The organism is Nocardia jejuensis NBRC 103114, from assembly GCF_001613145.1.
GTDB classification, from domain to species: Bacteria; Actinomycetota; Actinomycetes; order Mycobacteriales; family Mycobacteriaceae; genus Nocardia; species Nocardia jejuensis.
Map to the genome: position 1 here is coordinate 71,778 of NZ_BDBU01000008.1, position 23,372 is coordinate 95,149.

Sequence of the window (23,372 nt, forward strand, 5' to 3'; positions counted from 1 at the left end):
CTGGCGGGAATCAGGATGGTTCCCGAGACGATGGTCGGTTCACCGGTCGCCGATGTCGATCGGTAGTGCACGCGCCAGGCTCGTGCGGACAGTGCGACTCCGAGAATTCGCGCCGTCATCGGCTCGGCTCGCAACAGCTCGCCCGGTGAACCGGCGCTGTCGGTCGGCCAGGAGGCGGTGGGCCTGCTGTGCCGGGTGTGGCTTCTCGCCATGGGAATTCCTCTACGTCGAGGCAGCGTTCGGTACGGGCAGTTGCGCGCGCAGCACCTTGCCGCTGGCATTGCGCGGAATCTCGCTGAGCACGGTGAATTGTTTGGGTACCTTGTAGCGTTCGAGCTCGGCGCGCAGGTGGGATTTGAGATCGTCTTTCGTGGGCGGGGTCGCACCGGGGGCCGCGACGACGAACGCGTGCAGGGCTTGACCGAATTCCGGATCGGGTACACCCACGACCACGGCGTCGGTGAGGCCGGGATGCTCGGACAGGCGGTTCTCCACTTCACCGGGAAACACGTTCTCGCCCCCGGAGACGATCATGTCGTCGGATCGCCCCTCGATGAAAAGCTTTCCGGCGGCGTCGACATGGCCCATATCGCCGGTATTGACGTGGCCGTCGATCACCTCCTTGCCGGAGGTCCGCACAGCCACCTCGGGGGTGTATCCGGTGTATTCGAGCGCGGAGCGCACGAAGATCTCCCCGGTCTCTCCGGTCGCCGCGACGCTCCGGTCGGGCCGCAGGATCCGCACCGATACACCCAGCGCCGGACGCCCGGCGGTGTTCGGCGCGGCGACCAACTCGGCCTGACTCGCGATGCTCACCACGCCCGCTTCGGTGGATCCGTAACCGTTGATCAGGATCGGGCCGAACACCTCGTGCACGGCCGAGATCGTCGCCGGGGAAATCGGCGCGGCGCCGGTCACGATGAGCCGGATCGTGGAGCGTGCCGCGGCTTCGCGCACCTCGGGCACGGCCAGCAGGCGCTGCAGCATCACCGGAACCGCGAAGACCACCGAAACCCGATGCCGGGCAACATCATCGAGTGCTACCCGGGCGTCGAAGCGACGCCGGCAGATCGCGGTTCCGCCCAGTGCCAGTGGTCCCAGCAGGGCGGCCAGGCCGAAACCGTGGAAGAACGGCGGGGCGACCAGCACACGGTCGCGGGAGCGTAGTCGAACCGTCGCCATGGCGGTGACGGTCACCAGGGCGAGCGCGAGCGGTTTCACCGCGCGCGGCACCCCTTTGGCCAATCCGGTGGTGCCCGAGGTCAGCAAGGTCAGCTTCACCGGCCGCCGCACCGGCGGCGGCATCGGATGGCGTTGCCCGGCAAGATCGTCCAACGTCCGCAGGTCCGCTGTCGGGCCGGATTCGTGCCACGCCAGCACGCGCAGGCCGCCGAACTCCGAAGCCTCGACGGTTTCGGCGTATTCCTCGTCGAAGATCAGCACGTCGGGGTTGTGCCGATGCAGGATCGCCCGCAGCTGCGCCGCCGGCAGCTCGGTATTGATGAAGATCAGCTCCGCGCCCAGTTGCGCTCCCGCGCCGAGTGCTTCGACGAATCCGCGGTGATTGCGGCACACGATGCCCACCGATCGCACGCCCGGGGCGTAGGCGAACAGCGCCGCCGCTATCGTTTCCGAGCGCCGCTGCAGCTCCCGGTAGGTCAGCTGTCCGCGTTCGTCGATCACCGCCACCCGGTCCGGATAGCGAATCGCGCTGGCCGCCAGCAGCATTGCCGGTGACGGGCCATAGCGGCGATAGCTTCCCGCCAGAGCCGCCAGGGCGCGGGGGCCGACCGGGGTGAGCGCGCCCGACTTGGCGATCGCGGGTACCGCGGTGGCCCACTGTCGCACGATGTTCCCGAATTCAGCCGACATGGGAGCCCACCTCGGACTTCGGCTCGGCGGCGAACTCGGGGCCGGTCTGCACCCGAGCCAGGGAGGTTCGAGTGTCGCCCAGGAATCGATAGAGGAATCCGAGCAGTATTTCGTTCGGAAGGCGCAGCAGCGGAACCAGAACCGCCGAGAGATGCCCGTAGACCGGGGTGAGCGTGCGCGGCTTGCCCACCACCGCCCGCGCGAGCACCCGCGCCGCGTCGTCGGGAGTTTGACCGGGCAACAGCCGCATCCAGCGGCTGGGCGCACTCATTCGGGTGTGCATCAGCCCGGCGTAGAACGTGGTCAAGGTGACCCCGTCCGTCCGCGCCTCCATTCCGACCGCGCGCATCCACCAGTCGAAGGCCGCCTTCGACGACAGATAGAACCCCCACTTGGGCACCACGGGGAACATGACCCCGACGGTCGAGACGTTCACGATGTGCCCGCGTCCGCGTTCGCGCATCGCGGGCAACAGGGCCAGTGTCAACCGCATCGGGCCGATGTAGTTCGCCCCCGAGGTCGCCGCGATGTCCTTGGGCCGGTTGTAGGACAGATGTATCGAGCGGCGCATCGACTTGCCCGCGTTATGGATCAGGTAGTCGACTCCGCCGAGATCGAACAGGACCGATGCCGCGAACTCCGAGACCGATTCCTCGCTGTTCAGATCCAGTGGATAGGAGAAGGCATGCCCGCCTTCGGCTTTGATCTCGCGCTCGATCTCGTGCAGCCGATCCTGTGAGCGAGCGCCCAGCACCACCTGGGCGCCGGCGCGCGCGAACAGCCGCGCGGTGGCTTCACCCACGCCGTAGGAGGCGCCGGTGATGACAACCACCTTGCCGCCGACCTCGCGGTACAACCGGGCGTCGTCACGCAGGCCACGCGGGCCGATGAGCCAGGCCACGCCGCGGGCGATGGGATGATGCACCATGCGCGAGGGGCCGTCGGGGATTGGGGTTTGCATCGATCTACTCCGTTGTATCTGCGGATTGGGTCATCGAGGGAAATCCGATGAAAGACATCAGGTTCGGATCCGAGAGCACCGCGTCGATCACGCGCTGACTCAGCTCGATCCCGGGATCGGCGCGCACCGCGCCGAGCAGGGCGCCGTAGAAGTTCGCGACGATCAGATCGCGGACCTGCGCTCGCGAGATCTCTTGGGAGCGAGTCCAATCCAGCACGATTCGCTCGATGAACGCCATGCAGCCGTTGATCGCGGCGCGCAGCACCGGGGTGGACTCGGTGCCGGTGATCTCGACCGCCAGTGCGTCGGCGATGCGCTGGCGATGCCGATCGTGAATCAGGCGAACCTCCGCGTCGGCGACATCGGCGATCAAGGCCTGGAACGCATCCGGCTGACGCTGCGCCTGATCGAGCAGCTTGTCCACGCCTCGATGCAGCCGATCGATCGCCGGCCCGCGCATCTGCAGCAGGTCACTCCAGAATTCGTCGGCGAACTGCTCGATCACCGCCAGATAGAAGCCCCGCTTGCCCCCGAAGTGGTAGCTGATCGACCCCGCCGCCACGCCGATCGAGCGCGCCAGATCCACGATCGACACTTCCTCGTACCGCTGCCCGCCGAACGCCACCCGCCCCGCCTGCAGCAGGCCGGCTCGTGAAGCCTCACCCCGCCGATTACCGACCACCACGCCTCCAGTTCTTGAATCAGATTCAAATTGGACGGTAGCGGGTGTCCGGGAGCCGGGTCAATGGAAAAGTTGAATCACATTCAATTTCGTGCGTCTCGCACAGTGACTCCGCCGGAGGGTCGTGAGAGCGTTCCCCTGGAACCTGCATCCGACGAACGCGCTGAACGACCGTATGCGCAGATCGGTCCAGGCGACGCGTCTCAGTGGAAGATCAATGGACAGCGGAGATCCGGGGCCTCTGAACGGACTCAGAAGCCTGGCTGAGCAGTAGGCAGCGGACTCCTGGTCCGGATACGGGGGTGCTCCGGCTTGTTTTGTTGGAACGCACGCATGAACACGCACATCACCGCGGCGACCGGCGCGTGCTGGGTGAGGACCGCATCGGGGATACCCTCCGGCGGTGTGGCCTCACCACGATGTCGCGTCAGCCTATCGCGACCTTCGCCTGTCGGACATCCAGAAATGCCGCGTGGCGAGTCGGCCGGAACGGTTAGATCGAAAGCCCGAAGAGCCACGGGCTGAGGCGATTTCGATCGACAATGAGCGGATCCCGTCGCTGCTGTTGGCCAGCCGATGATTGCGCCTTGACCCTCCCGCCGCGTGAGGCGGCACAGTGACAGGCATGGAACCCATCGAACACACCGTCGGCCTGGTTGCTCAGTTGACCGGCATATCGGTTCGAACGCTGCATCACTACGACGAGGTCGGTCTGCTGCGGCCCAGCGGACGTAGCGCGACGGGATATCGGCTCTACAGCAACACCGATCTGGAACGGCTGCAACGCATTCTGTTCTATCGCGAGCTGGATCTCGGTCTCGACGACATCGCATCCGTGCTGAACGATCCGAACCTGTCCGACGAAGACCATCTGCGTCGCCAGCACGATCTGTTGCGCGAGCGGATCGCACGGCATCGGGCGATGGTCGCCCTGATCGACAAGGAATTGGCCGCCCGTAAGGCCGGGATCGCGCTCACCCCCGCCGAACGGCTCGAGGTATTCGGCGGCGACCGCCTCATCGACTCCGCCGACGAAGCCGAGCGCCGCTGGGGCCATACCCCCGAATTCGCACAGCGCCGGGAACGTACCGCGCACTACAGCAAACAGGATTGGCTCGACATCCGCACCGAACAGCGCGAGATTCACCAAGGCCTCGCCGATGCCATGCACGCGGGTACTCCGGCCGACGATCAGACCGTCATGGAACTCGCAGAACGACAACGTCTGCACCTCGAGCGCTGGTTCCACGACTGCGATTACGACACCCATCGACGCCTGGCCGAGGAGTATCGCGCCAACCGCCGACTCGGTCTGAACTACGACGATATGGCGTCGGGACTTTCGCGATACATTCACGACGCGATCCTGGCGAACTGCCGACACCGTGAGGGTCACTGAACCCGACTACCCCTATGGCACAACCGATTCGGTCGGAAAACGCCTGCCCGGCCAGTCGCGAGGGACATGGGATTCACTCGTCCCAGTCGAAGTCCCAGTGCAAGTATTTCCTCCCGGTGAGGTTCGACTCCCGCAGGTTGGGGGTCTGGTCGTGAAACGGGGTGCGAGTGTGAGGGAGTGAGTGAGAGTGCAACGGGTAGAGCGCGATGCGCTCGCCCGTCCCATGAGATCGTCGCTGTACGGCCCGGCTCGTATCGGTTGTGTTCCCCCGGAATGCCGTTCGCCCGCCTGCCGGCAGAATCGGTTTGATGTGGCGGGATCGTCCGGCGAGGATTCAACCATGGCCATGGACATCGACGTGTACATCGCGGACTGGGATCGCGTCCAAGAGGAGATAGCCCAGCGGGGACGTGCGTGGAACGCCGATCTCTGGGACTCGTTCGCGGACGAGGACTCCGACGAGCGCGAACCATTTCACCTGCGTTGGCCGCTGACTCCGGATTCGTGGTACGCCCGATGTGTCTTTCGTGGCCGCGCTTCCGGTGGTTTGTACAAGGACCATTTCGGTCTCGTCGACCTTTGGCAGCACGTACGTGAACGGCCAGACGCAGCGCCTGATCTCATCGGGCATGTCAGCGGGCTGATCATCCGATTGCTCGGAGACTTCGATTACGACGAAGATCTGACTGCGTCGTCCGGGCTGCCCGCGGTCGGAACGCAAACCATTGCCATGGCGTGCTCGCCGGGAGAAGTCACGGAGTTGCTCGACCGCGGGCGTGTCTGTATCACCCGACTCGAAGAGCTGCGCCCGGCGGTCGAGGCGGAAATGCTCGGGTACTCGTACCGGCAGAAAGGTTTCGACGAGTGGGCTGCTTTGCTCGAAGACTGGGTGAACGTGTTGAAGGAGGCTCAGCGTCGCGGGTGGGGTCTGTTCTATTCGACCTCGTAGACGATCGCCGGTAAGCCCGCAGCGCATACCGCACTGGTGGAACCGGTCGGCGACGGCGTGCGGGAGTGGATAGTGTTGTGTCCCAGGGAATCCTGACGAGGACGGTCAGAACGAGCTGTCCCGCAGAGGGCATCGTCTCGGCATAGCGATGGGCTTGTGCGGCGTTGGCGAGGGCGAAGGTTGGACCTACGGACAATGTCGAAGAGTGCCAGCGACGGCCACCAACATCCACTGCTTGCGATCTGTTGGTTGGGGCAGTGCTGCGGGGGTGGGTGTTCAGTGGTGGACAGGGTAGTTGGCGTGGAAGGTCCCGTGGGGATCGTGGGCTTGTTTGATGTGGCGGAGGCGGGTCAGGGTGGCGTGGTCGAAAGCAGCGCCGGCAGTGTCTTCGGGGGCGAGGAAGGTGTAGAGCTTACCGCCGGTGCGGTGCGCGCCGAGTTGGGCGGTGATCTCGGCGAACCGGGCCTCGACGTCGTCGCGCAGGCCGGGAAGGGGGAGCCCACGTAGGAACATCACATACTGTTCGCGGAGCGCTCCCCGAGCGCCGCCATCGGGCTGGTTCTCGGCCAAAGCGGCACCGAGGCCGCGGATCTCGATGTTGAGTGCGGGTGCGACCGGGTCTTCGACGAGGGTTTTGATGACCGCGTCATCGAGGTCGGTGAGGATCTCGTGCGCGGCGAGGGAGTGGCTGGGCTCGGTGGGTTCGGCGGCGATCCGCCCGAGTTGGTCCGGGGTCAGCATGGCGCGGGTGTCGGTGAGGATGCCGTCGATCGTGTCCAGGCGCGCGGTCGAGGCCCGGCCTTGGTTCTCGTCGCCGAGGTAGGCGAAGAACACCCCGGCGGTCGGGGCGAGGCCGGGAATCGCGAAGCGTTCGAACCAGATCGAGAGTTCGGGCGGGGCGGCGGCGGTGAGGTCGGTGAACACCTCGAAGATCTCCCGGGCTCGGTTGTCGGGCCACATCATCTGACCGCCGTACATCTGCGGGGTATCGAACAGGTCGAACTCGAGGTCGGTGACGATCGCGTAGTCACCGCCACCACCGCGCAGGGCCCAGAACAGGTCGGGGTCCGATTCGGCGGTGACCCGCGCGGTGCCCCCGCTCGCGTGGACGATGTCGAAGGCGCGGACCGCGTTCGAGGCCCAGCCGTGTTTGCGTGCGAGCCAGCCGATTCCACCACCGAGGGTGTAGCCGGTGACACCGACGCTGGGATTGCTCCCGGCCAGTCCGCTCAACCCGTGCGCGGCGGCCGCGGTCTGGACCTGACCCCAGGTGGCTCCGGCCCCGACCCGTGCGAGGCGTGCGGTCGGGTCGATCTCGATATGGTCCAGAGCGCGGGTGCGCAGCAGAATCTCCCCGTCGATACCGCCGCTCGCGCCGTGCCCGGTCGATTGGGTGACCACGCGCCGACCGGTGGCCGCAGCGAACCTCACGACCTCCTGGATGTCGTGGACATCAGCCACGTCGGCCACGGCCGCGACCGCCTGGGTGATGGTCAACTCCCACGGCTGGGCGGCTCCCGCGTATCCGGGTTCGCCGGGCAGGTGCAGGGTGCCGTGGAGGGTGGTGCGCAAAGTCTCGATGTCCATCTCAAACGCCTTCCACTTGTGTTGTGCCGCAGCAAGTTCGAACGAGTCGCGCGTACGAGATACGCCCGGGCAGGTCAGCCGGGTGCTGCGAGACCGAGGACGGGCAGCAGCACGGTGTCCAGGATTCGAGCGACCAGATCGTGGTCGAAAGGCTCACGCTCGATCGAGACCCGATAGGCCATCATCATCGGCAGGACCGCGGCCACCATGTCCAGGTCGGCGGGCTCGGCGACCTCACCGCGCGCGATCGCGCGCTCGATGAGGGTGTGCATCACCACGATCCAGGGTTGCGTGCCTGCGGTGTGCGCGGCCCGGGTGAGCACGGGGTGCTCGTTCGCTGGCAGCGTGGCGAGCCCGGCCATCACCGTGATCCGGTGCTGGGCCTCGTCGCTGGTTTCTGGGCGCAGCAGGGCCAGCACGTCGCCGCGGAAATTTCCGGTGTCGGGCAGGATGTCGATATCGACTTGGTTGTCCCCGAGCCGAGTGACCGCCTCGATCAGCATGTCCTGCTTGGACGCCCACCTGCGGTAGACCGTGGCTTTTCCGGCTTTGGCACGCGCGGCGACCTGGTCCATCTTCATGCGGTCGTAGCCTTGTTCGGCCAGCACTTCCAGGGCCGCGTCCAGGATTGCGTCATCACGCGAGGAATCACGACGACGACCGCGGGGTGAGGGCTCTCGCCGGATCGCTTGCGCTGTCGGGTCTTCGGCCATGGCAGGTCTCCTGAGTGCGGTCGGCGGGAGTGAACGGAACGTGAGACTCACGCGAACGAGGGGTGATCAGCATCCAGCGGTGCCGGGGGCGTCAGGACGGGTGCGGGGCCGGGGGCACGAAGATCTCCCACAGGTTGGCTTCGGTGTCTTCGAAGTAGCCCGAGAACAAGCCCCACGGGTGCAGATGCGGCTCTCCGACCTGTGTTCCACCGGCCTTTTGCGCGGTGTCGAGGATCTCGGTGAGTTCCTCGCGGCTGCCCACGGCGAATCCAAGGGTGCCGCCGGTCCCGGCGAGCTTCTCACGCGGTACCCGGGCGGCCTTGGCCAGTTCGGCGCGCGGGAACAGCGACAGGATCACACCCGGGGCGATCTCGAACACTCCGACCGCCCCGGCCGGGATGGTCTCGTCGCCGGGGAGTTCTGCGCCCTGGATACCCGGGCCTTTCATTCCCATGGCGCGGTAGAAGGTGACAGCGCGTTCGAGGTCGTCCACGCCCAGGATGATGTCGTTGATGGACAGCTTCATCTCGTACTCCTTCTCCATTGGTGGGTTCAGGTGATGCAGAGCTCTCGAGTTCCGTGAACCGTGCTTCCCAGGGAATCGGGGGCATGATCAAAACGTACGACCAAAAAACGGAACTTTCAAGTTCCGGAACATAACAGTCTCGATATGTGAGGACGGTCACCGCAGATCACAGGCTTGGGGTGCCGCATCGTGCCGGTTCAAACTATCGCTTCACGCAGCATCGGAGCACCGCGCTTCGTATTGCGAACCGAGTCCGGTGCACGCGGATATCCGCTCATGCCGCGACCCGTGCGGTGGTCGGTTGTCCGAACGGGCTGGCCGACAGCGGTTCCAGGTGCGCGATCCGTTCGGCAATATCTGGTGGATCCAAGCGCATGTGAAAGATATTCCGGCGGAGCAGTTTGCGGCTGCGGCGAGCGATCCCGGCGCGATCGAAGCGATGACCTACTCGCAGACCTCGCTCGATGCGGAGCTTCGCGGTCGGTCGCACTGAAAGTCGTTGCGGCCCGGACTTGCTCCCGCGTTCAACAACGGGAGTTTCGAACCAGGCCGTCGAGACGGTGACCGCGAACATGTCCGACGTCGCAGAGTCTCCGTGCGGCCCGGGATCCGGCATTGTGGCAAGGGCGAGTCCCGGTCACCGAGATAGTTTTCGCCCCTCGACGACATAGCGGCGGCGATCGAATGTTTCTGTCCCCCAATAACCTTCGCTCTATTGACATTTAGAGACCGATTGGTTGCAATCTGCTGTGTGACCGAGAACCAGCACGGGCGCCGCACCCAGGCGGAGCGCACGGCATCGACGAAGGCAGCGTTGGTGGACGCGACGATCGAGACAATCACCGAGATCGGCTACTACCGTGCTTCGCTCGCCGAGATCTGCACCCGGGCAGGGGTATCCAAGGGCGGGCTGTTCCGCCACTTCGACTCGCGACTCGCGTTGGTCGTCGAGGTCGCCGAAGAGGTCGGTCGCCGGCACCTCGCGGGCTTTCTGGCCCTGGGTGACGCGCCCGTCGAAGAGATGCTCGCGTTGACGCGAAACCAGTCGCGAGCGCAGATCAACGCGGTCTGGTTCGAATTGCTGATCGCCGCGCGCACGGACGCCGAGTTGCGCGAGCAGCTCACTCCGGTGGCGGCCCGGCTCTACGCCGCCGTCGACGAGCTCGCGGTGGTGCCCTCGGTGGGCGCGGGAGTCGATCCCGCGGTGCTCCGGTTGATGGGCACCTCGCTGGTGCACATGTTCGACGGCGAGGCCGTCCTGCGCGAAGTCCTGCCGCGACCCGAGCGCGAGGACGCTCGCCTGAAAGCCGCGATCGAGTTGAGCAATGCCCTTGTCGCGCTTCGCCGTAACTACCCGTCCGTCGCCGTCGAGCGATCCGACAAGGAGAAGTAACTCATGGCTCGAGAATTACCGAACGAAACATCCGCGGACTACATAGTGGTCGGCGGCGGCAGCGCCGGAGCGGCCGCCGCACGCCGGATCGCCGATTCCGGTGCCGAGGTCCTGCTGCTGGAAGCGGGCGGCCGCAACGACTCTCGGCTCGTCCGGGTGCCAGGCATGGTCGGGGCGATGCACGGGGTCGGCGCGCTGCAGCGCAGTGTCACCTGGCAACCGCGCACCAGCCCGCAGCCGGATGCCGCCGGGCGCCGGGTATCGCAGATGCACGGGCGCGGACTGGGCGGCGGCAGCGCCGTCAACGGGATGATCTGGTCCCGCGGGCACCACAAGAACTATGACGACTGGGCGGCAGCGGGTTGCGTCGGCTGGGGTCACGCGGACGTGCTGCCGATCTTCAAGCGCATGGAGGCGTTCGAGGACGGCGCGAACGACTATCGCGGCGGCTCGGGCCCGATCGGCGTCACCCGTGCGCGCAATCTCGCCGAGGTGAGCGAAGCTTTCCTCGACTCGCTCGCCACGACCGCGGGAGTCGCCCGCAACGCCGACTACAACGCGGCCGAACAGGAGGGCGTCTCGCTCGCCCAGTGGAACGCGGCCGGCGGGCGTCGTCAGAGCTCCGCGGAGGCGTACCTGCGCGATGCACCGCCGAACCTGCGGGTGCGGACGGGCGCGCAGGTCACGCGGATTCTGATCGAGAAAGGCGTCGCCGTCGGCGTCGAAGTCGCCACCAAGCGAGGCACGGAACGTGTTGTCGCGCACCAGGAAGTCATCGTGACCGCCGGGTCGTTCCGCACCGCTCAACTGCTCATGCTCTCCGGAATCGGACCGGCCGCGCACCTGGCCGAACACGGGATCTCGGTACTGAGTGATCTGCCGGTGGGGGAGGGCTTGCAGGATCACGCCGTTGTCCCGGTGGTCTACAACGTGACCGAAGGTCCGATCCTGAGTCCGGCGAAGTTCGTCGCCGCGATGGCCAGGGAGCGCCTGCGGGCGAACTCGACCTTCCTGGCGGGCTCGTACATGGAGGGCATCGCTCACATCAGGTCGGAGTTCGCCGACGCCGTTCCCGATCTGCAGTTGTTCGCTACTCCGCTCGGTCGCCGCGGCGCAGACGCCACCATCCCGGGAGTTCACCCCGACATCGATGGCGCCTGCTTCACGATCTATCTGGTGCTGCTCTATCCGGAGAGCTCGGGCACGGTTCGGCTGGCCTCTCGCGATCCGCATGTCGCGCCCGTGATCGACCCTCGCTACCTGAGCGCATCGGCGGATCTCGACGTGCTGATGTCGGGACTGGAGATCGTCCGCGAGGCGATGGCACACCCGGGGGCCGCGTCCTACGTCCGCGCCGAAGTGGCGCCCGGGCGCGCCGGCACCACGCCCGCTGCCGACCGAGAGGACGCACGCCGTCGGATTTCGAGCGTCTATCACCCGACCGGCACATGTCGTATGGGCGTGGATGAACGAGCCGTGGTCGACCCCGAACTGAAGGTGCGCGGCATCGAGCGGCTGCGCGTCGCCGACGCATCGGTGATGCCGTCCATTCCCGGCGGCAACACCAACGCACCGTCGATGATGATCGGCGAGCGCGCCGCCCAACTGGTTCTGGAGAACGCATGACCCCCCTGTTCGAGGTTGCCGTGATCGGCGCCGGTATCTCAGGTCTCGGCACCGCGATCACGCTGCGCGAGGCGGGGATCACCGACTTCGTGGTGCTGGAGAAGGCCGACAGCGTCGGTGGCGTGTGGCGGGACAACACCTATCCGGGGTGCGCCGTCGACATCCCCTCGATCGCCTACTCGTATTCCTTTGCACCCCATGATGACTGGAGTCGAAAGTTCGCTCCGCAGCCGGAGATTCTGTCCTATCTGCGAGAGACCGCCGATCGCTTCGGTGTCGGCGAGCATCTGCGTCTCGGGGTCGAGGTGTTCGAGGCGAGCTGGGACGAGCCGCAGCGGTGCTGGGTGCTGGACACCAGTGACGGCGAGATTCGCGCCCGTTCGCTCGTCGCCGCCGCCGGACCATGGCACGAGCCGAGCCTGCCCGACATCGACGGCCTCGACTCCTTCCCGGGACCGGTGTTCCACACCTCGCGCTGGGATCATGAGGTCGACCTGACCGGCCAGCGGGTGGCGATCGTCGGAACCGGAGCCTCGGCGATCCAGGTGGTGCCCAGCATTGCCGAGCAGGTGGCCGAACTCCATGTCCTGCAACGGACTCCGCAGTGGGTGGTGCCCAAGATGGAGCCCTCGCCGTCCCGGCTCGCGCGACGCCTGGGTGTGCACCGCCTCAGGTGGGTTCACGAATTCAACCGTCGGCGTGAGGAACTGATTCTCGAACTCACCAATATCGCGTTCAACCATCGCTGGGGGCAGGCGGCCTTCAAGTGGGTCGGTCGGCAGAACATCCACGCGGCCATCGACGACCCCGCGTTGCGCACCGCACTCACGCCCGAGTGGTCGGTCGGCTGCAAACGGCTGCTGATGTCGAGTGATTACTACCCGGCGCTCGCGCGCCCGAACGTCTCTGTTGTCTCGACCGGCCTGAGCGCCGTTCGCGGGAATACCCTTATCGGAGAGGACAATTCCAAGACCGACGTCGATGTGGTGATCATGGCGACCGGATTCAAGATCCTCGACATGCCGATCGCGGGCAGGGTCAGGGGCAGTGACGGTCGCAGTCTGTCCGAGCACTGGGACGGCAGCCCACAGGCCTACCTCGGGACCACGGTGCCCGGCTTTCCGAACCTCTACATCATTTTCGGGCCCAATGTGTCGGCCGTCGCGTCGGGGTTCCTGATCGTCGAGTCCCAGTTGCAGCAGGTGGTTCAGGCACTTGCTCATCTGCGGCGCAGCGGCGCGGTATCGCTGGAAGTCCGGCCACACGTGATGCGGCAGTTCAACAACGACGTCCAGGCCGCGCTACAGAGCACGGTCTACAACTCGGGCGGATGCCGCAGCTACTACTTCGACAAGAACGGCCGCAACGGCTTCTCCTGGCCCTGGTCGGCGCGTCGCCTCCGCCGCATGACCGCCCGCTTCGACCCGACGGACTACATCGTGACGTGAGGGTGAGCACGTCCCCGAGTGTCAGAATAGGGTTCGAATGGGCGCCGCCGAATGCACTGCATTGCCGCTGACCGCACGAACCCTTCCCTGTCGCCCGTGGCTGTGGGGACGTCTCGGGGTCAGCTGACGAGGCAGGAGCTGCCGAGGTTGGTGCCGGTGCCGACTTCGAGTGTCGCCCACTGTGATCCGTTGTAGGACCAGGCCTGGACGTAGTGGGTGCCGGTGGAGGTCGGGGTCCACGTCGAGGTACTCGTGCCGGTGGTGTCGAGGGTGAACTGCTGGGGGGTGAAGGTGGAGGTGGCGCTGTCGTAGAGCCAGATGGATTCGTTCGCGGTGCCCTTGACGGTGACCTTGTAGGGGCAGCCGGTGCCGTATTTGCCGCCGCTGGTGGAGGTAACGGTCACGCTGGTGACAGCGGCCGAGGCCTGCGGTGCGGTGCACAGCAGCGCCGCGGCCGATGCGGTGAGTGCGGTGGCGACGAACGCCGAACGCCGAGACTTGAACATTGCCGATCATCTCCCTGTGGGCAGCCTTGTGCGCGCGCCGCGAACGGTGCGCGCCCACCAGTGTTGCCATTCCCTGAATGTGACACGCCAGTATCTCGAATGTGATTCGAGCTCGACGGCGTGCCGCCCGCGCGCCGATCGGGTCGAGGTGGCGAGCTACCGGAACGGCGATCCCAGGTGATGTCGCTGGCGTGTTCGGCCTTCGGTGCGAACCTCCTGGGGAGTACGGCCGTACCAGCGGCGGACCGCGCGGGTGAGGGCGGATTGTTCCCGGAGGCCGACGAGGGCGGTTATGCGACCCATGGGAAGGTCGGTTTCGCAGAGCAATCGGTAGGTGGCATCTCGTCGTGCGGTATCGAGGACGGTCGTGAAAGTGGTTCCCTCGCTTGCCAATGCGCGTTGCAACGTACGGGGTCCGGTATGCAGCGCCTGGGCGACGGTGGAGATGTCGGCCGTGCATTCGAGGAGGGCGCGGTCGATGGCGAGGCGGACCCGGGCAGTCATGGTGCGGTCGAGGTCGGAGTAGTTGCGGGCCAGGTAGTCCATTGCGAGTGTGTGCAGCATCGGATCGCTGCCGAGAACGGGACGGGCGAGCAGCTCGGCCGGGAGGCGGAGCAGGGTCGTGGGCATGTCGAATCGCACTTCGGCACCGAAGAATTCGGCATAGCGCGAGGCGGGGGCCCGGGGTGGATGCGGCAGGTACACCGTCCGTAGTCCGTAGGCATTGCCGACGCTGTGGCGCAGGAGCCGATGCAGAACACCCGCGCCGTGGTCGATGCACTGGCTGAAGGTACTCACCTCCGCGATGTCGCGATAGTTCATCGCGACCACGCCGGGCTGATGCTCCGGATCGGCGCACAACTCGACGGAGAGGCCGGCGTGATGGGTGAACAGGTAACGCTGCGCGCAGACCAGTGCCGCTCCGACGGTGGGCGCATTGAGCACAGCGACGCCGAGCGGACCGAGCATGCTGAAGTCCTGGCGTTCGGCCAGGCGTAAACCCAGGTCGGGACAGTCCAATTCGGTCGCGGCGACCTCCAATGCCCAGCCCATGGACTCCGCCGTCACGACCGCCTCATCGGAATCCAACGCCTCGGGTGCGACACCGAAACGCCGCAGCAACGCGGCACTGTCGCCCCCGAGTTCCTCGACCAGCTCTCGATACCCGCGCAACAACGCCGCACGCCCCATGACCGGCATCGGCAACCCCCCAACCACTCCAGAATTGGTTCAGCAGCGTATCCAGTGTGGTGCCTCGCGACAAGATCGCACGGCAATTGTCTCAGCCACAATCTGCGGTTTCAGCGGCCCGGATGTATGCGGTGATCAACAAGTGGCACTGCCGGTGTCGCGCTGGGGTAAAAGTATGTCGCCCAGGAACGAGTCCGCACTACTGATCGGTAGCAACAATCTGGCTCAGGACCGGATGAGAGGTGGAACACATATGAGGCCTGGGAAGCGGACGAAGCGGTTCGCGGTGCGCAGCATGGTGGTGGCATCGGTGGCGTTGGCGAGCGCACCGTTCCTGGTGCCGGTGGCATTCGGTGAACCGAGCGGGGGGTTCACCGCGATCGACGGTGGCGATCATGCGGCACAATGGAATTCGGCGTTGAACGGACCGCAGCCGTACAACGGTGTCGCGCCCGATCTGGCGGTGCCGATCACGATGAGCGATGGCACCGTTCTCAAGGCGGACATCATCCATCCGGCCCGTAACGGGCTGCGCGCTGATGGCCGCCGCCCGGTGATCCTGCAGATGCAGGGGTACGGCAAGCTCCCGATCCTCATCGGGCAGGCGCTGTTGAGTTCTGTCGACGGCCTCGGCATCAAAAAGCCTCTCGAAGACTGGATTTCCTCGATCAACCTGCCCGGGGTCGGAATCGATGGGTTGTTCGACCTGACCCGCCAGGCCGACTCCGGCGCGATCGAAACCGCAGCCCAGGACTGGGCGCTCGCCGAGGCCGGATACACGCTGGTGCAGGTCGACCTGCGCGGTACCGGCACCTCCGAGGGCAACTGGCAGGTATTCGGAGACCGCGAGAAGCAGGATGTCGCCGAGGTGATCGATTGGATCACCCGGCAAGAGTGGAGCGACGGCAATGTCGGGACCATGGGGATCTCCTTCACCGCGATCAGCGCGCTCGAGGCGACCGACCGGATGCCGCCGGGGCTGAAGGCCGTCTTCGCCTATGAAGGCAGCGCCGACATCTTCGACGATATCGCCGGACCCGGTGGCGCGGTCGGCGTCGGCTTCCTGGTGCCGTGGCTGCTCGGTGTCAACGCGCTCAAGATGATTCCTGATGTCACCGCCCTGGCGGTCGGAAAGTTCGATCCCGCACAGCAATTGCAGTGGCTGAAGGATCGCATCGCCGACCCGCTGACTTTGGTCGACATGGTCGCGAACGCCTACACCGCGCTGACACCCGACCAGCTGACTCCGCAGACCCGCGGTCTGATGGATCCGAATTCGCCCTTCCGGCAGGGTCTCGAGGCCAAGGTCGGCAATATTCGGGTGCCGACCTTCATGGTGGGCGCGTGGTTCGACATCTTCGGCACCAGCCCGACGGATACGTTCAACGCGATCCCGCTGCCGGCCGAGCAGAAGAAGCTCATCATGGGCGACGGCTACCATCTCGGTTCCGGCGTGACCGGTTTCGGTCATCCGGGGATGCCTCCGCGGCTGGATGTGTTGCAGCGCGCCTGGTTTGACCACTGGCTGCGCGGAATCGACAACGGCATAGAGGATTACACGCCGATCGTGGTCAAGCAGCAGGGTGGCGGTTGGACCGACGCGTCGGAGTTCCCGCGTACCGAGGCCACTTACCGGCGCGTGTACCTGAACGACACACCGTCCGGCACCGCCGCGGGCTCGCTCTACGACGGTGGGCTTTCGCAGAACCCGCGGCAGTCGCAGCTGCGTGACCTGACCGTCGCGCCGGGCCTGCTGAGCATCTGCGGCCGCGATGTCGCCCGGATCACCGCCGGTGCGACGGCGATCCTCGACGCCTGCGGCAAGGACTCCCGAATCTGGGAGCACAACGGACTGAGCTTCACCAGCAGCCCTGTCGCCGAGGCCACTACCGTCTCGGGCCCGATCAACGTGCACCTCAACGTGGTTCACGACGCCGCCGACGGTTACTGGGTGGCGACAGTCAACGATGTGGCCCCCGACGGCAGCTCCAACGAGATCGCGACCGGACAGCTCGTCGCCTCGCTGCGCCAGATCGACGACTCGGCGAGCAAGACCTCCGCCAACGGCGATTACACCGATCCGCACTACTTCCTCGACCTCGATCGACGCCAGCCCACCGTCCCCGGTACGCCCGTCACCCTCGACATCGCCGCCACCCCGATCGACGCGGTGCTGCAGACCGGACACCGATTGCGTGTCGATGTCTACGCGAGCAACTTCCCCAAGGGCCTGCCGCCGCTGATGTTCGTGGCCGACTCCGGCGTGAAACCCGAACACCTGCGGCTGGATCCCGATGAGCCCAGCTGGATCAATATCGCCCTGACCGCACCTATCCCGGACTGACCCGCGCGCCGGTTGCGATGCGGGACGGCTGTCGAATCGCGAGGTCGGAATCCCGCCAGTGACAGGGACGGCCGGCTGTGAGGATCGGACGTATGACAGGCGATGCGATGAGAACTCTGAGAGCCTTCTATGCGGCGGAGGCCGCTTACCTCACCGAGGGTGGCGAGTTCGAGGCGATGGCCGCGTATTTGGCACCGGACGTTGTCATGTATCAGGCGCCGAGTCTGCCCTATGGCGGTGAATGGGTTGGGCATGAGGGGTTTCGGCGGTTCGTTGCGGTGATGGGCGAGAACTGGGACGGATTGTGGTTCGACGAGCAGCAGTTCGTCGTCGATGGTGAGCGGGTCGTGGTCTTCAGTCGAGGGCGGCTGCGCGCTCGACAGAGCGGACGGACGTTGAAGACGTCGCTACTGCAATGGATCAGCTTTCGGGATGGTTTGATCACCGAGTTCCGCCCGTACTACCTCGACACCTCGGCCGTGTCGTCCGCGCTGAGCGAAAAGTAGTGCGGCAGTGCAGCGGTCGTGTTCGCAAGGTTCATCGCGGGTTCGGGCCGGCGGATTCGTGCGGGTGCACCCGCCGTGATCCGCCGGCCGTCGAACTACCTTCAGGCGCGATACCCACCCTCGTGCGTTGCGGTTGCAAAGGGGCAAATACCACAAGGGTCGCTGGACGAGACGACCCGGATGAACTGAAACGCGGCTGCGGGTCGATAACCGCGCATGGTGTACGCCGCAGACGTGCACAGTTCACCCAGGAATGAAGGTATCGAATGATGGTGGGGGAGAGATGATCAACCGGCTGTGATGGCACGGATTGGCGGTAGTGAGGCACAAACCAGTCACTGATTTCCCGAAGATAGCTGAAGTGGGCGCTTGGCGAGCACCTGCGCACCCCCGCCGCCGGTGGCTCGGTGAGGCAGGTCGACGTTCCCGCCGCCCACGCGGACGTTCTCGATGCGCTGGTGCTGCTCGGACCAGTCGCCGAACGCGCACGGCCAGAGCGTGTTTCGATCGTTTCACGAGTGCGGGTGAGGTTCGTCGGCGCTAGGCTCGCGCAAGTCCTGGTCCGCTCGCGAAGGAGTCACCCATGAAATCCACCATCGTGATGACCGGCGCCAACCGTGGGATCGGCCGCGTCGCTGCGGAACTCATACTCGACGGGTCCCCGGACACGCACCTGGTCGTCGTCGCGCGCGGAAACGCGGGTGCGCGGGTCGCGGAGGAACTGGGCCCGGACTCGGTGTCGCACGTCGCGGTGGATCTCGCGTCGCTCGCCAGTGTTCGGTCCGGCGCCGAAGAGATCGGACGCCGACTCGACGCCGGTGAGTTGCCTCCGCTGGCCGGATTCGTCGGTAACGCGGGTATCCAGCACACCAACGCGCTCACCGAGACCGAGGACGGATTCGAGTCGACGTTCGCGGTCAACGTCCTCGCGAACCATCTGTTCGTTCGTCTGTTGCAGAACCGCTTCACCGTCCCCGCCCGAATCGTGCTGACCGTCAGCGACACGCATTTCGGCGACTTCCGGCACAACCTGGGTATGGTGCCCGGCCCCGAGTGGCACTCGCCGGACAGCCTCTCGCGCACAGCCGCATTCGCCAAGCCTGCCACCACCGCGGCCGGGCGCACCGCGTACTCCACGAGCAAGCTGGCCGCCATCTACCTCGTCCACGAGTACGCGCGCCGCCTGCCCACCGGAGTCGAGGCCATCGCCTTCAATCCCGGTTTCGTGCCGGGGACCGATCTGGCGCGCCACGCGGACCCGTTCTCCCGCTTCGCGATGCGCCGCGTCCTTCCGGCTTTGACCCTCACTCCGCTTGCCGCCACCCGCGCTGCCGCCGGACGCAATCTCGCCGGTGTGGTTCTCGGAGACATTCCAGCGCCGACCGGGTCCTACGTCGATCGCGACCGCCCGGCACCCTCATCGGGCGAATCGTACGACCCGCAGCGAGAGGCCGAGATCTGGTCCACCGCGGAACAATTGATCGCCGCCTACGCTGCCTGATCTCGTGGCCGCCCGCCGAGGTTGCCGAGGACGGCGACGAGTGCGCCGAGCGTCTCGTCGCGTACGTGTTCTCGGCTGATGCGCGATTTGAATGGGTGACTACACCGTCGTGTGCTGGAACGTCCACACGGTGTCGTTCAGTGGTGGATCACCCTGTCGAGTTTCGGCAGCAGGCTGCGCTTCCAGCTTCGCTCCATCGCGTTGCGGGCCATCTTCTGCCGACGGTCCGTGATGTCGAATCCGGTCTGTGTCAGCAGGAGTCGGGTGCCGTGGCCCTGCGGGTGCAGGGTCCAGTCGAGAATCCAGTCCGCGGGGTACTCGGACTGCGGGTACGTCCAGCTGTAGGTGAGTTGCTCGCACGGGCGGGCTTCGAGTACCTCACAGCGGATTTCGTTGATCGGTGCGTCCGGGACGGTGAATCGGAAGCGGGTGCCGGGGGAGGCGGCGAAGCCGGTCGGTCGAAGGAGCCACTGCTGCAGCAGATCGGGGTCGGTCAGGGCACGCCAGACGGCGTGCGGTGGCTGCCGGAAGAAGCTGCTGAGGCGCGTCGACGCCGAATTAAGGTCGCTGGCGTGGCGGCGGGCTTCGCTGCGAGCCGTGGAGTCCGCGGCCCCGGAGCAGCGAGTCGAGCGACTCGCGTTGCTTGCCGCGGCTCGGGACGCCGGTGCGGTGCACGAGTGCCTCATCCGGTTCTGGCGGCGAATTCTGGCGCCGATCAGACGGAGCGAGAGTGAGGGGTGGGTGTGCTGGAATGTTCCGGAGCCACCCGAGGATCCATCCGTCGAGGAGGTGGTCGCATACGCCGAGTTGGCGGCTCTCGCGATCGATCCGGAGATGAACACGGCTGTGCGACGGCAATATTGGCGCAATCGACCGGAACTGATCCGAGACCCCCATGCGCTGTATCTCGAGATGGGTGACATCTTGACGCACGTGGTCCCGCTCGTCGCGGAAGGCGTTCGGCCCCATGCGGGTGACGAACTCGACCGATTCGTCGGAGCCCATGCGGGCGCGCGCGGGGAATGCGATTCACCCCTGTTCCGTGAGCATCTGCTGATCGGCGCCACGGATGCGGATCACCGCATCCACCGTTATTGGACGCTGACGGAACGGCTGTTCGGAGCGCGGGTCACGGTCGGTCGAGCCCACGACTGGTTGTACACCGCACTGGCCGAATCCACCGACCTCTCGTCGGGCAGAGCGGATTCGCCGTCGTGACCTCGTCGCGTGGCGACACGGGCAGGTACGCGACCCCGTCGTCCGGCAGCGGTCGCGGGTTCGCGCGATGATGGTGTGCGCCCGCATGATCGATCCAGAAACCAATCCGGCAAAGGTGACTACATACATGGCTCCGACCTTCGACGACGTCTACCGCGAGCGGTATCTGCTGCTGACCACCTACACGAAGGACGGCACGCCCAAACCGACTCCGGTCTGGGGCGTGCCCGAGGGTGACAAACTGCTGATCATCACCGACGACGGATCGTGGAAGACCAAGCGGATCAACAACACTCCGCGGGTCACCATCCAGAAATGCGGAGTGCTGGGCAAGGTCAAGGGGGAGCCGGTCGATGCGGTGGCCCGCATGCTGCCCAAGTCCGAGACCCGCCGCGTATTCGACAAGATCGTCAAGCGCTATTGGAACCACGCCTTCTACTTCGTCCCGTACGCACTCTTCCGCGGTGGGATCGACAAGGTGCACGCCGCCATCGAGGTTCAGGCCGTTCCCGAGACGTAGGAACTCGGGGCGTCGGGGAGGCCACCGTCTCGGTCGATCACGATGAGACCCGGACGCAGTGGAGGTTCACCCTTCGGTTAGTCGTCGGGGGAGACGCGGCGGTTGCGTTTGGTGACGCCGCGCCGCTTCTTCGCGGCGATGCGACGTTCCTTCGCTCCGCGCGAGGGCTTGGTGGCGCGGCGATCGGGTGGCGGGGCCGCGGCGGCGTCGCGCAATAGCGCGGCCAGGCGTTCGCGAGCGGTCGCGCGGTTCTGCACCTGTGCGCGCTGATCGGACGAGGCGATCGTGAGGACCCCGTCGACCAGGCGGGTGGCCAGGCGGTCGAGCATCCGGGTGCGCAGCCGCTCCGGCACCGATGGCGAATTGGCCAGGTCGAACGATAACTCCACCCGGCTGTCGGTGGTGTTGACGTGCTGGCCGCCCGGGCCTGAGGAGCGTGAGAACCGCTCGCGTAATTCGGACGCGGGTATCACCAGCGTCCGAGTCACGTTCAGGTCCTCTGCCATGGTCCGACGCTGCTCTTTTCGATCGGCGAGTCGACTCGGCCGGGTCGCGCTCGTGCACCGGTGGCCTCGTCGTTCACGATAACGATGGTCGTGTCGTGATGCGACAAGCGGGCTGTCCGGACATAACGGTCATGGCTGCCAGAGGTCGATGGCGATCTCGCGGGTTCGCTCGCGGAAGAGGCCATCGGGGGTGGCGTCCTTCAGCAGGGTGCGGAGTCGCGATTCGAAGTGGGATCTGTGGTCGCCGAACAGGTGTGGTGTGGAGCTGGACAGTGAGAAGACCGCTGCTACGAGATCGTCGACCGTGCGAGTGACCTCGCGACCGGGGACGTCCATTCGGCGGACACGGGTGAATCCCGCCTGCTGGTAGATCTGTTCCTCACCGGAGGGGGTGCCGGCGGGCAGCAGACCCCGCCCGGCGCGGCGTATCGGGCCGAGAAACTCACGCACCAACTCGTCGATCTCCGGATACGGGGGCACCGGGTGTGTGTCCGCATGGGGAAGACCTCGGTGGGTGGTGGCCTGAACGTGGGCGCACATTCCGTTGCGGTCGAGCATAGTGTGAAGGCACGCAGCGACTTTCGGTCGATCCATCCAGTGGAACGACTGCGCGAGGGTGATGAGGCGGAACCGGCCCAGGGCGGCGGGGAGTTGCTCCGCGCGCATGTGCAGCCAGCGCGTGTTCCTCGCGCCGGAGGCGGTGGCGAATTCGGTGGCTTTGTCGATCATGTCCGCGTCGGCGTCGAGTCCGATGACCTCGTCGAAGCGCTCGGCCATCAGCAGCGCGAGAGAGCCGGGTCCGCAGCCGACGTCGAGAAGGCGGCCGGACCCGTCCAGCCCGAGTTCGGCGCTCAGTGCGTCGGCCAGCGCCCTCGGGTACGGAATGCGGCCGTGCGCGTAGAACTCGGCACTGCCCCGGTACAGGGAGGGATCCCACGTCCACGAGTTCGAGACCACGCTGGCCAGCATAGAGATACCGGCGTCGGCGGACAGCGGCGGACGAGCGGGTGTAAGGATGCGGAGAACGGTCCGGGCCGGGTCGAACGCTGAGTGAACGGTGGTTGGGCCGCCGGGCATGGCGGAGTGGAAAGAGTGGGATGGATATCGCGGGACGGGTTGCTGTGGTGACCGGCGGGGGCAGTGGGATCGGGGCCGGGCTGGCTCGGGCTCTGGCCGGCGGCGGGGCTCGGGTGGTCGTCGCTGATCTGGTCGTCGAGGCTGCGGAAGCGGTTGCGGAGCAGATCGATTCGGAGTATCCCGGCGCCGCGTTGGGGCTCGGGGTCGATGTGTCGGACGAAGCAGCCGTGGGTGGGTTGGTCGATCGGGCCGAGGAGCATTTCGGGCCGGTGGATATGTTCTTCGCCAATGCGGGCGTGCCGGGGGAGGCGGGGCTCGATGCCGGGGCGCAGGCGTGGGCGTCGGCACTGGGGGTGAACGTGATGGCCCATGTGCACGCGGCGAAGGCGATGGTGCCGCGATGGATCGAGCGCGGCGGCGGGTATTTCGTGAGCACCGCCTCGGCGGCGGGGTTGCTCACGCAGTTGGGCTCGGCGACCTATTCGGTGAGCAAGCATGCCGCCGTGGGGTTCGCGGAGTGGTTGTCGATCACGTACGGGGACAAGGGGATCAAGGTCAGCTGCGTGTGCCCGATGGGGGTGCGGACGCCGCTCCTGGACGCCATCTCCGGGAGCGATACCCCGGACGCCGTGCTGGCGGGGAAGGCGGTGACCACGGCGGGGGCGGTGCTGGATGCGGACGAGGTGGCTCAGACCGTTCTCGCGGGAATGGCGGCGGGGCAGTTCCTGATCCTGCCGCATCCGCAGGTGCTGGACATGTACCGGGGAAAGGCGGCCGACTACGACAGGTGGCTCGCGGGGATGCGGCGGTATCAGGAGACCCTGCGGACGCCCGCCGAGTAGGCCGA

At 66.2% G+C, this 23,372-nt stretch carries 23 protein-coding genes; 12 read left to right on the top strand and 11 right to left on the bottom strand.

The features are described 5' to 3' along the window. Window positions 1-222: 222 nt before the first annotated feature. The 3 genes from NJ1_RS06970 to NJ1_RS06980 are packed head-to-tail and all read right to left on the bottom strand — an operon-like array spanning window position 223 to window position 3,515. The gene (locus NJ1_RS06970) at window positions 223-1,872 is read right to left on the bottom strand and encodes an AMP-binding protein (RefSeq protein WP_067689064.1); all 1,650 of its coding nucleotides are present in this window, start codon (window positions 1,870-1,872) and stop codon (window positions 223-225) included. After that, window positions 1,862-2,833, bottom strand: coding sequence for an SDR family NAD(P)-dependent oxidoreductase (locus NJ1_RS06975; RefSeq protein ID WP_067689066.1), 972 nt, complete (start codon window positions 2,831-2,833; stop codon window positions 1,862-1,864). Before NJ1_RS06975 ends, NJ1_RS06970 begins: the two co-directional genes overlap by 11 nt. Window positions 2,834-2,837: 4 nt before the next feature. Further along, window positions 2,838-3,515: a TetR/AcrR family transcriptional regulator gene (locus NJ1_RS06980; protein WP_067689260.1), complete on the bottom strand. Its 678-nt coding sequence runs from the start codon at window positions 3,513-3,515 to the stop codon at window positions 2,838-2,840. A gap of 625 nt (window positions 3,516-4,140) precedes the next feature. Here NJ1_RS06980 and NJ1_RS06985 point away from each other — a divergent pair. Both NJ1_RS06985 and NJ1_RS06990 read left to right on the top strand, forming a co-directional pair. Next, window positions 4,141-4,914: a MerR family transcriptional regulator gene (locus NJ1_RS06985; protein WP_084477825.1), complete on the top strand. Its 774-nt coding sequence runs from the start codon at window positions 4,141-4,143 to the stop codon at window positions 4,912-4,914. Window positions 4,915-5,254: 340 nt separating this feature from the next. Further along, the gene (locus NJ1_RS06990; RefSeq protein ID WP_157573812.1) at window positions 5,255-5,863 is read left to right on the top strand and encodes a hypothetical protein; all 609 of its coding nucleotides are present in this window, start codon (window positions 5,255-5,257) and stop codon (window positions 5,861-5,863) included. 276 nt (window positions 5,864-6,139) lie between these two features. Here NJ1_RS06990 and NJ1_RS06995 read toward each other — a convergent pair whose 3' ends face one another. The 3 genes from NJ1_RS06995 to NJ1_RS07005 all read right to left on the bottom strand — a co-directional run bounded on the left by NJ1_RS06995 (window position 6,140) and on the right by NJ1_RS07005 (window position 8,689). Beyond that, entirely contained in the window at window positions 6,140-7,450 is a 1,311-nt protein-coding gene (locus NJ1_RS06995; RefSeq protein WP_067689070.1) for an FAD-binding oxidoreductase, read from the bottom strand. 74 nt (window positions 7,451-7,524) lie between these two features. Further along, window positions 7,525-8,163 carry a TetR/AcrR family transcriptional regulator gene (locus NJ1_RS07000; protein ID WP_067689073.1) on the bottom strand — a complete coding sequence of 213 codons (639 nt, stop codon included), beginning with the start codon at window positions 8,161-8,163 and terminating at the stop codon, window positions 7,525-7,527. Between the two features lie 91 nt (window positions 8,164-8,254). Further along, window positions 8,255-8,689, bottom strand: coding sequence for a VOC family protein (locus NJ1_RS07005; protein ID WP_067689266.1), 435 nt, complete (start codon window positions 8,687-8,689; stop codon window positions 8,255-8,257). 301 nt (window positions 8,690-8,990) lie between these two features. Here NJ1_RS07005 and NJ1_RS38820 point away from each other — a divergent pair, with 301 nt between their 5' ends. The 4 genes from NJ1_RS38820 to NJ1_RS07020 all read left to right on the top strand — a co-directional run bounded on the left by NJ1_RS38820 (window position 8,991) and on the right by NJ1_RS07020 (window position 13,156). Continuing rightward, complete coding sequence (locus NJ1_RS38820; RefSeq protein WP_218025141.1) at window positions 8,991-9,182, top strand: hypothetical protein; 192 nt, start codon at window positions 8,991-8,993, stop codon at window positions 9,180-9,182. 258 nt (window positions 9,183-9,440) lie between these two features. Next, window positions 9,441-10,082 (top strand): TetR/AcrR family transcriptional regulator, encoded by a 642-nt coding sequence (locus NJ1_RS07010; protein ID WP_067689075.1) that lies wholly within the window; start codon window positions 9,441-9,443, stop codon window positions 10,080-10,082. 3 nt (window positions 10,083-10,085) lie between these two features. Then, complete coding sequence (locus NJ1_RS07015; RefSeq protein ID WP_067689077.1) at window positions 10,086-11,708, top strand: GMC family oxidoreductase; 1,623 nt, start codon at window positions 10,086-10,088, stop codon at window positions 11,706-11,708. Beyond that, a complete protein-coding gene (locus NJ1_RS07020) occupies window positions 11,705-13,156 on the top strand; it encodes a flavin-containing monooxygenase (protein ID WP_067689080.1) in 1,452 nt (483 codons plus the stop codon). The genes NJ1_RS07015 and NJ1_RS07020 overlap by 4 nt, the downstream gene beginning before the upstream one ends. A gap of 119 nt (window positions 13,157-13,275) precedes the next feature. Here the strand turns inward: NJ1_RS07020 and NJ1_RS07025 are convergent, their stop codons facing one another. Then, complete coding sequence (locus NJ1_RS07025; protein WP_067689083.1) at window positions 13,276-13,662, bottom strand: hypothetical protein; 387 nt, start codon at window positions 13,660-13,662, stop codon at window positions 13,276-13,278. 156 nt (window positions 13,663-13,818) lie between these two features. Beyond that, window positions 13,819-14,862, bottom strand: a complete 1,044-nt coding sequence (locus NJ1_RS07030; RefSeq protein ID WP_067689086.1) for an AraC family transcriptional regulator — start codon at window positions 14,860-14,862, stop codon at window positions 13,819-13,821. A 244-nt stretch (window positions 14,863-15,106) separates the two neighbouring features. Between NJ1_RS07030 and NJ1_RS07035 the strand changes: the two genes are divergently transcribed. The 3 genes from NJ1_RS07035 to NJ1_RS07045 all read left to right on the top strand — a co-directional run bounded on the left by NJ1_RS07035 (window position 15,107) and on the right by NJ1_RS07045 (window position 19,204). Further along, window positions 15,107-17,197: a CocE/NonD family hydrolase gene (locus NJ1_RS07035; RefSeq protein WP_245717254.1), complete on the top strand. Its 2,091-nt coding sequence runs from the start codon at window positions 15,107-15,109 to the stop codon at window positions 17,195-17,197. Window positions 17,198-17,289: 92 nt separating this feature from the next. Next, window positions 17,290-17,703 (top strand): nuclear transport factor 2 family protein, encoded by a 414-nt coding sequence (locus tag NJ1_RS07040; protein WP_218025142.1) that lies wholly within the window; start codon window positions 17,290-17,292, stop codon window positions 17,701-17,703. A 583-nt stretch (window positions 17,704-18,286) separates the two neighbouring features. Then, complete coding sequence (locus NJ1_RS07045; RefSeq protein WP_067689089.1) at window positions 18,287-19,204, top strand: SDR family NAD(P)-dependent oxidoreductase; 918 nt, start codon at window positions 18,287-18,289, stop codon at window positions 19,202-19,204. Between the two features lie 137 nt (window positions 19,205-19,341). Here NJ1_RS07045 and NJ1_RS07050 read toward each other — a convergent pair whose 3' ends face one another. Continuing rightward, complete coding sequence (locus tag NJ1_RS07050) at window positions 19,342-19,890, bottom strand: SRPBCC family protein (protein ID WP_084477827.1); 549 nt, start codon at window positions 19,888-19,890, stop codon at window positions 19,342-19,344. Between the two features lie 103 nt (window positions 19,891-19,993). Between NJ1_RS07050 and NJ1_RS07055 the strand changes: the two genes are divergently transcribed. Next, window positions 19,994-20,422: a hypothetical protein gene (locus NJ1_RS07055; RefSeq protein WP_157573814.1), complete on the top strand. Its 429-nt coding sequence runs from the start codon at window positions 19,994-19,996 to the stop codon at window positions 20,420-20,422. Between the two features lie 127 nt (window positions 20,423-20,549). Then, window positions 20,550-20,942, top strand: a complete 393-nt coding sequence (locus tag NJ1_RS07060; RefSeq protein WP_067689094.1) for a PPOX class F420-dependent oxidoreductase — start codon at window positions 20,550-20,552, stop codon at window positions 20,940-20,942. Between the two features lie 77 nt (window positions 20,943-21,019). Here the strand turns inward: NJ1_RS07060 and arfB are convergent, their stop codons facing one another. Both arfB and NJ1_RS07070 read right to left on the bottom strand, forming a co-directional pair. Then, window positions 21,020-21,448 (bottom strand): alternative ribosome rescue aminoacyl-tRNA hydrolase ArfB, encoded by a 429-nt coding sequence (gene arfB / locus NJ1_RS07065; protein ID WP_067689096.1) that lies wholly within the window; start codon window positions 21,446-21,448, stop codon window positions 21,020-21,022. A 129-nt stretch (window positions 21,449-21,577) separates the two neighbouring features. Further along, window positions 21,578-22,405, bottom strand: a complete 828-nt coding sequence (locus NJ1_RS07070; RefSeq protein WP_218025143.1) for a class I SAM-dependent methyltransferase — start codon at window positions 22,403-22,405, stop codon at window positions 21,578-21,580. A gap of 140 nt (window positions 22,406-22,545) precedes the next feature. Here NJ1_RS07070 and NJ1_RS07075 point away from each other — a divergent pair, with 140 nt between their 5' ends. Then, complete coding sequence (locus NJ1_RS07075; protein ID WP_067689101.1) at window positions 22,546-23,367, top strand: SDR family oxidoreductase; 822 nt, start codon at window positions 22,546-22,548, stop codon at window positions 23,365-23,367. Window positions 23,368-23,372: the final 5 nt, after the last annotated feature.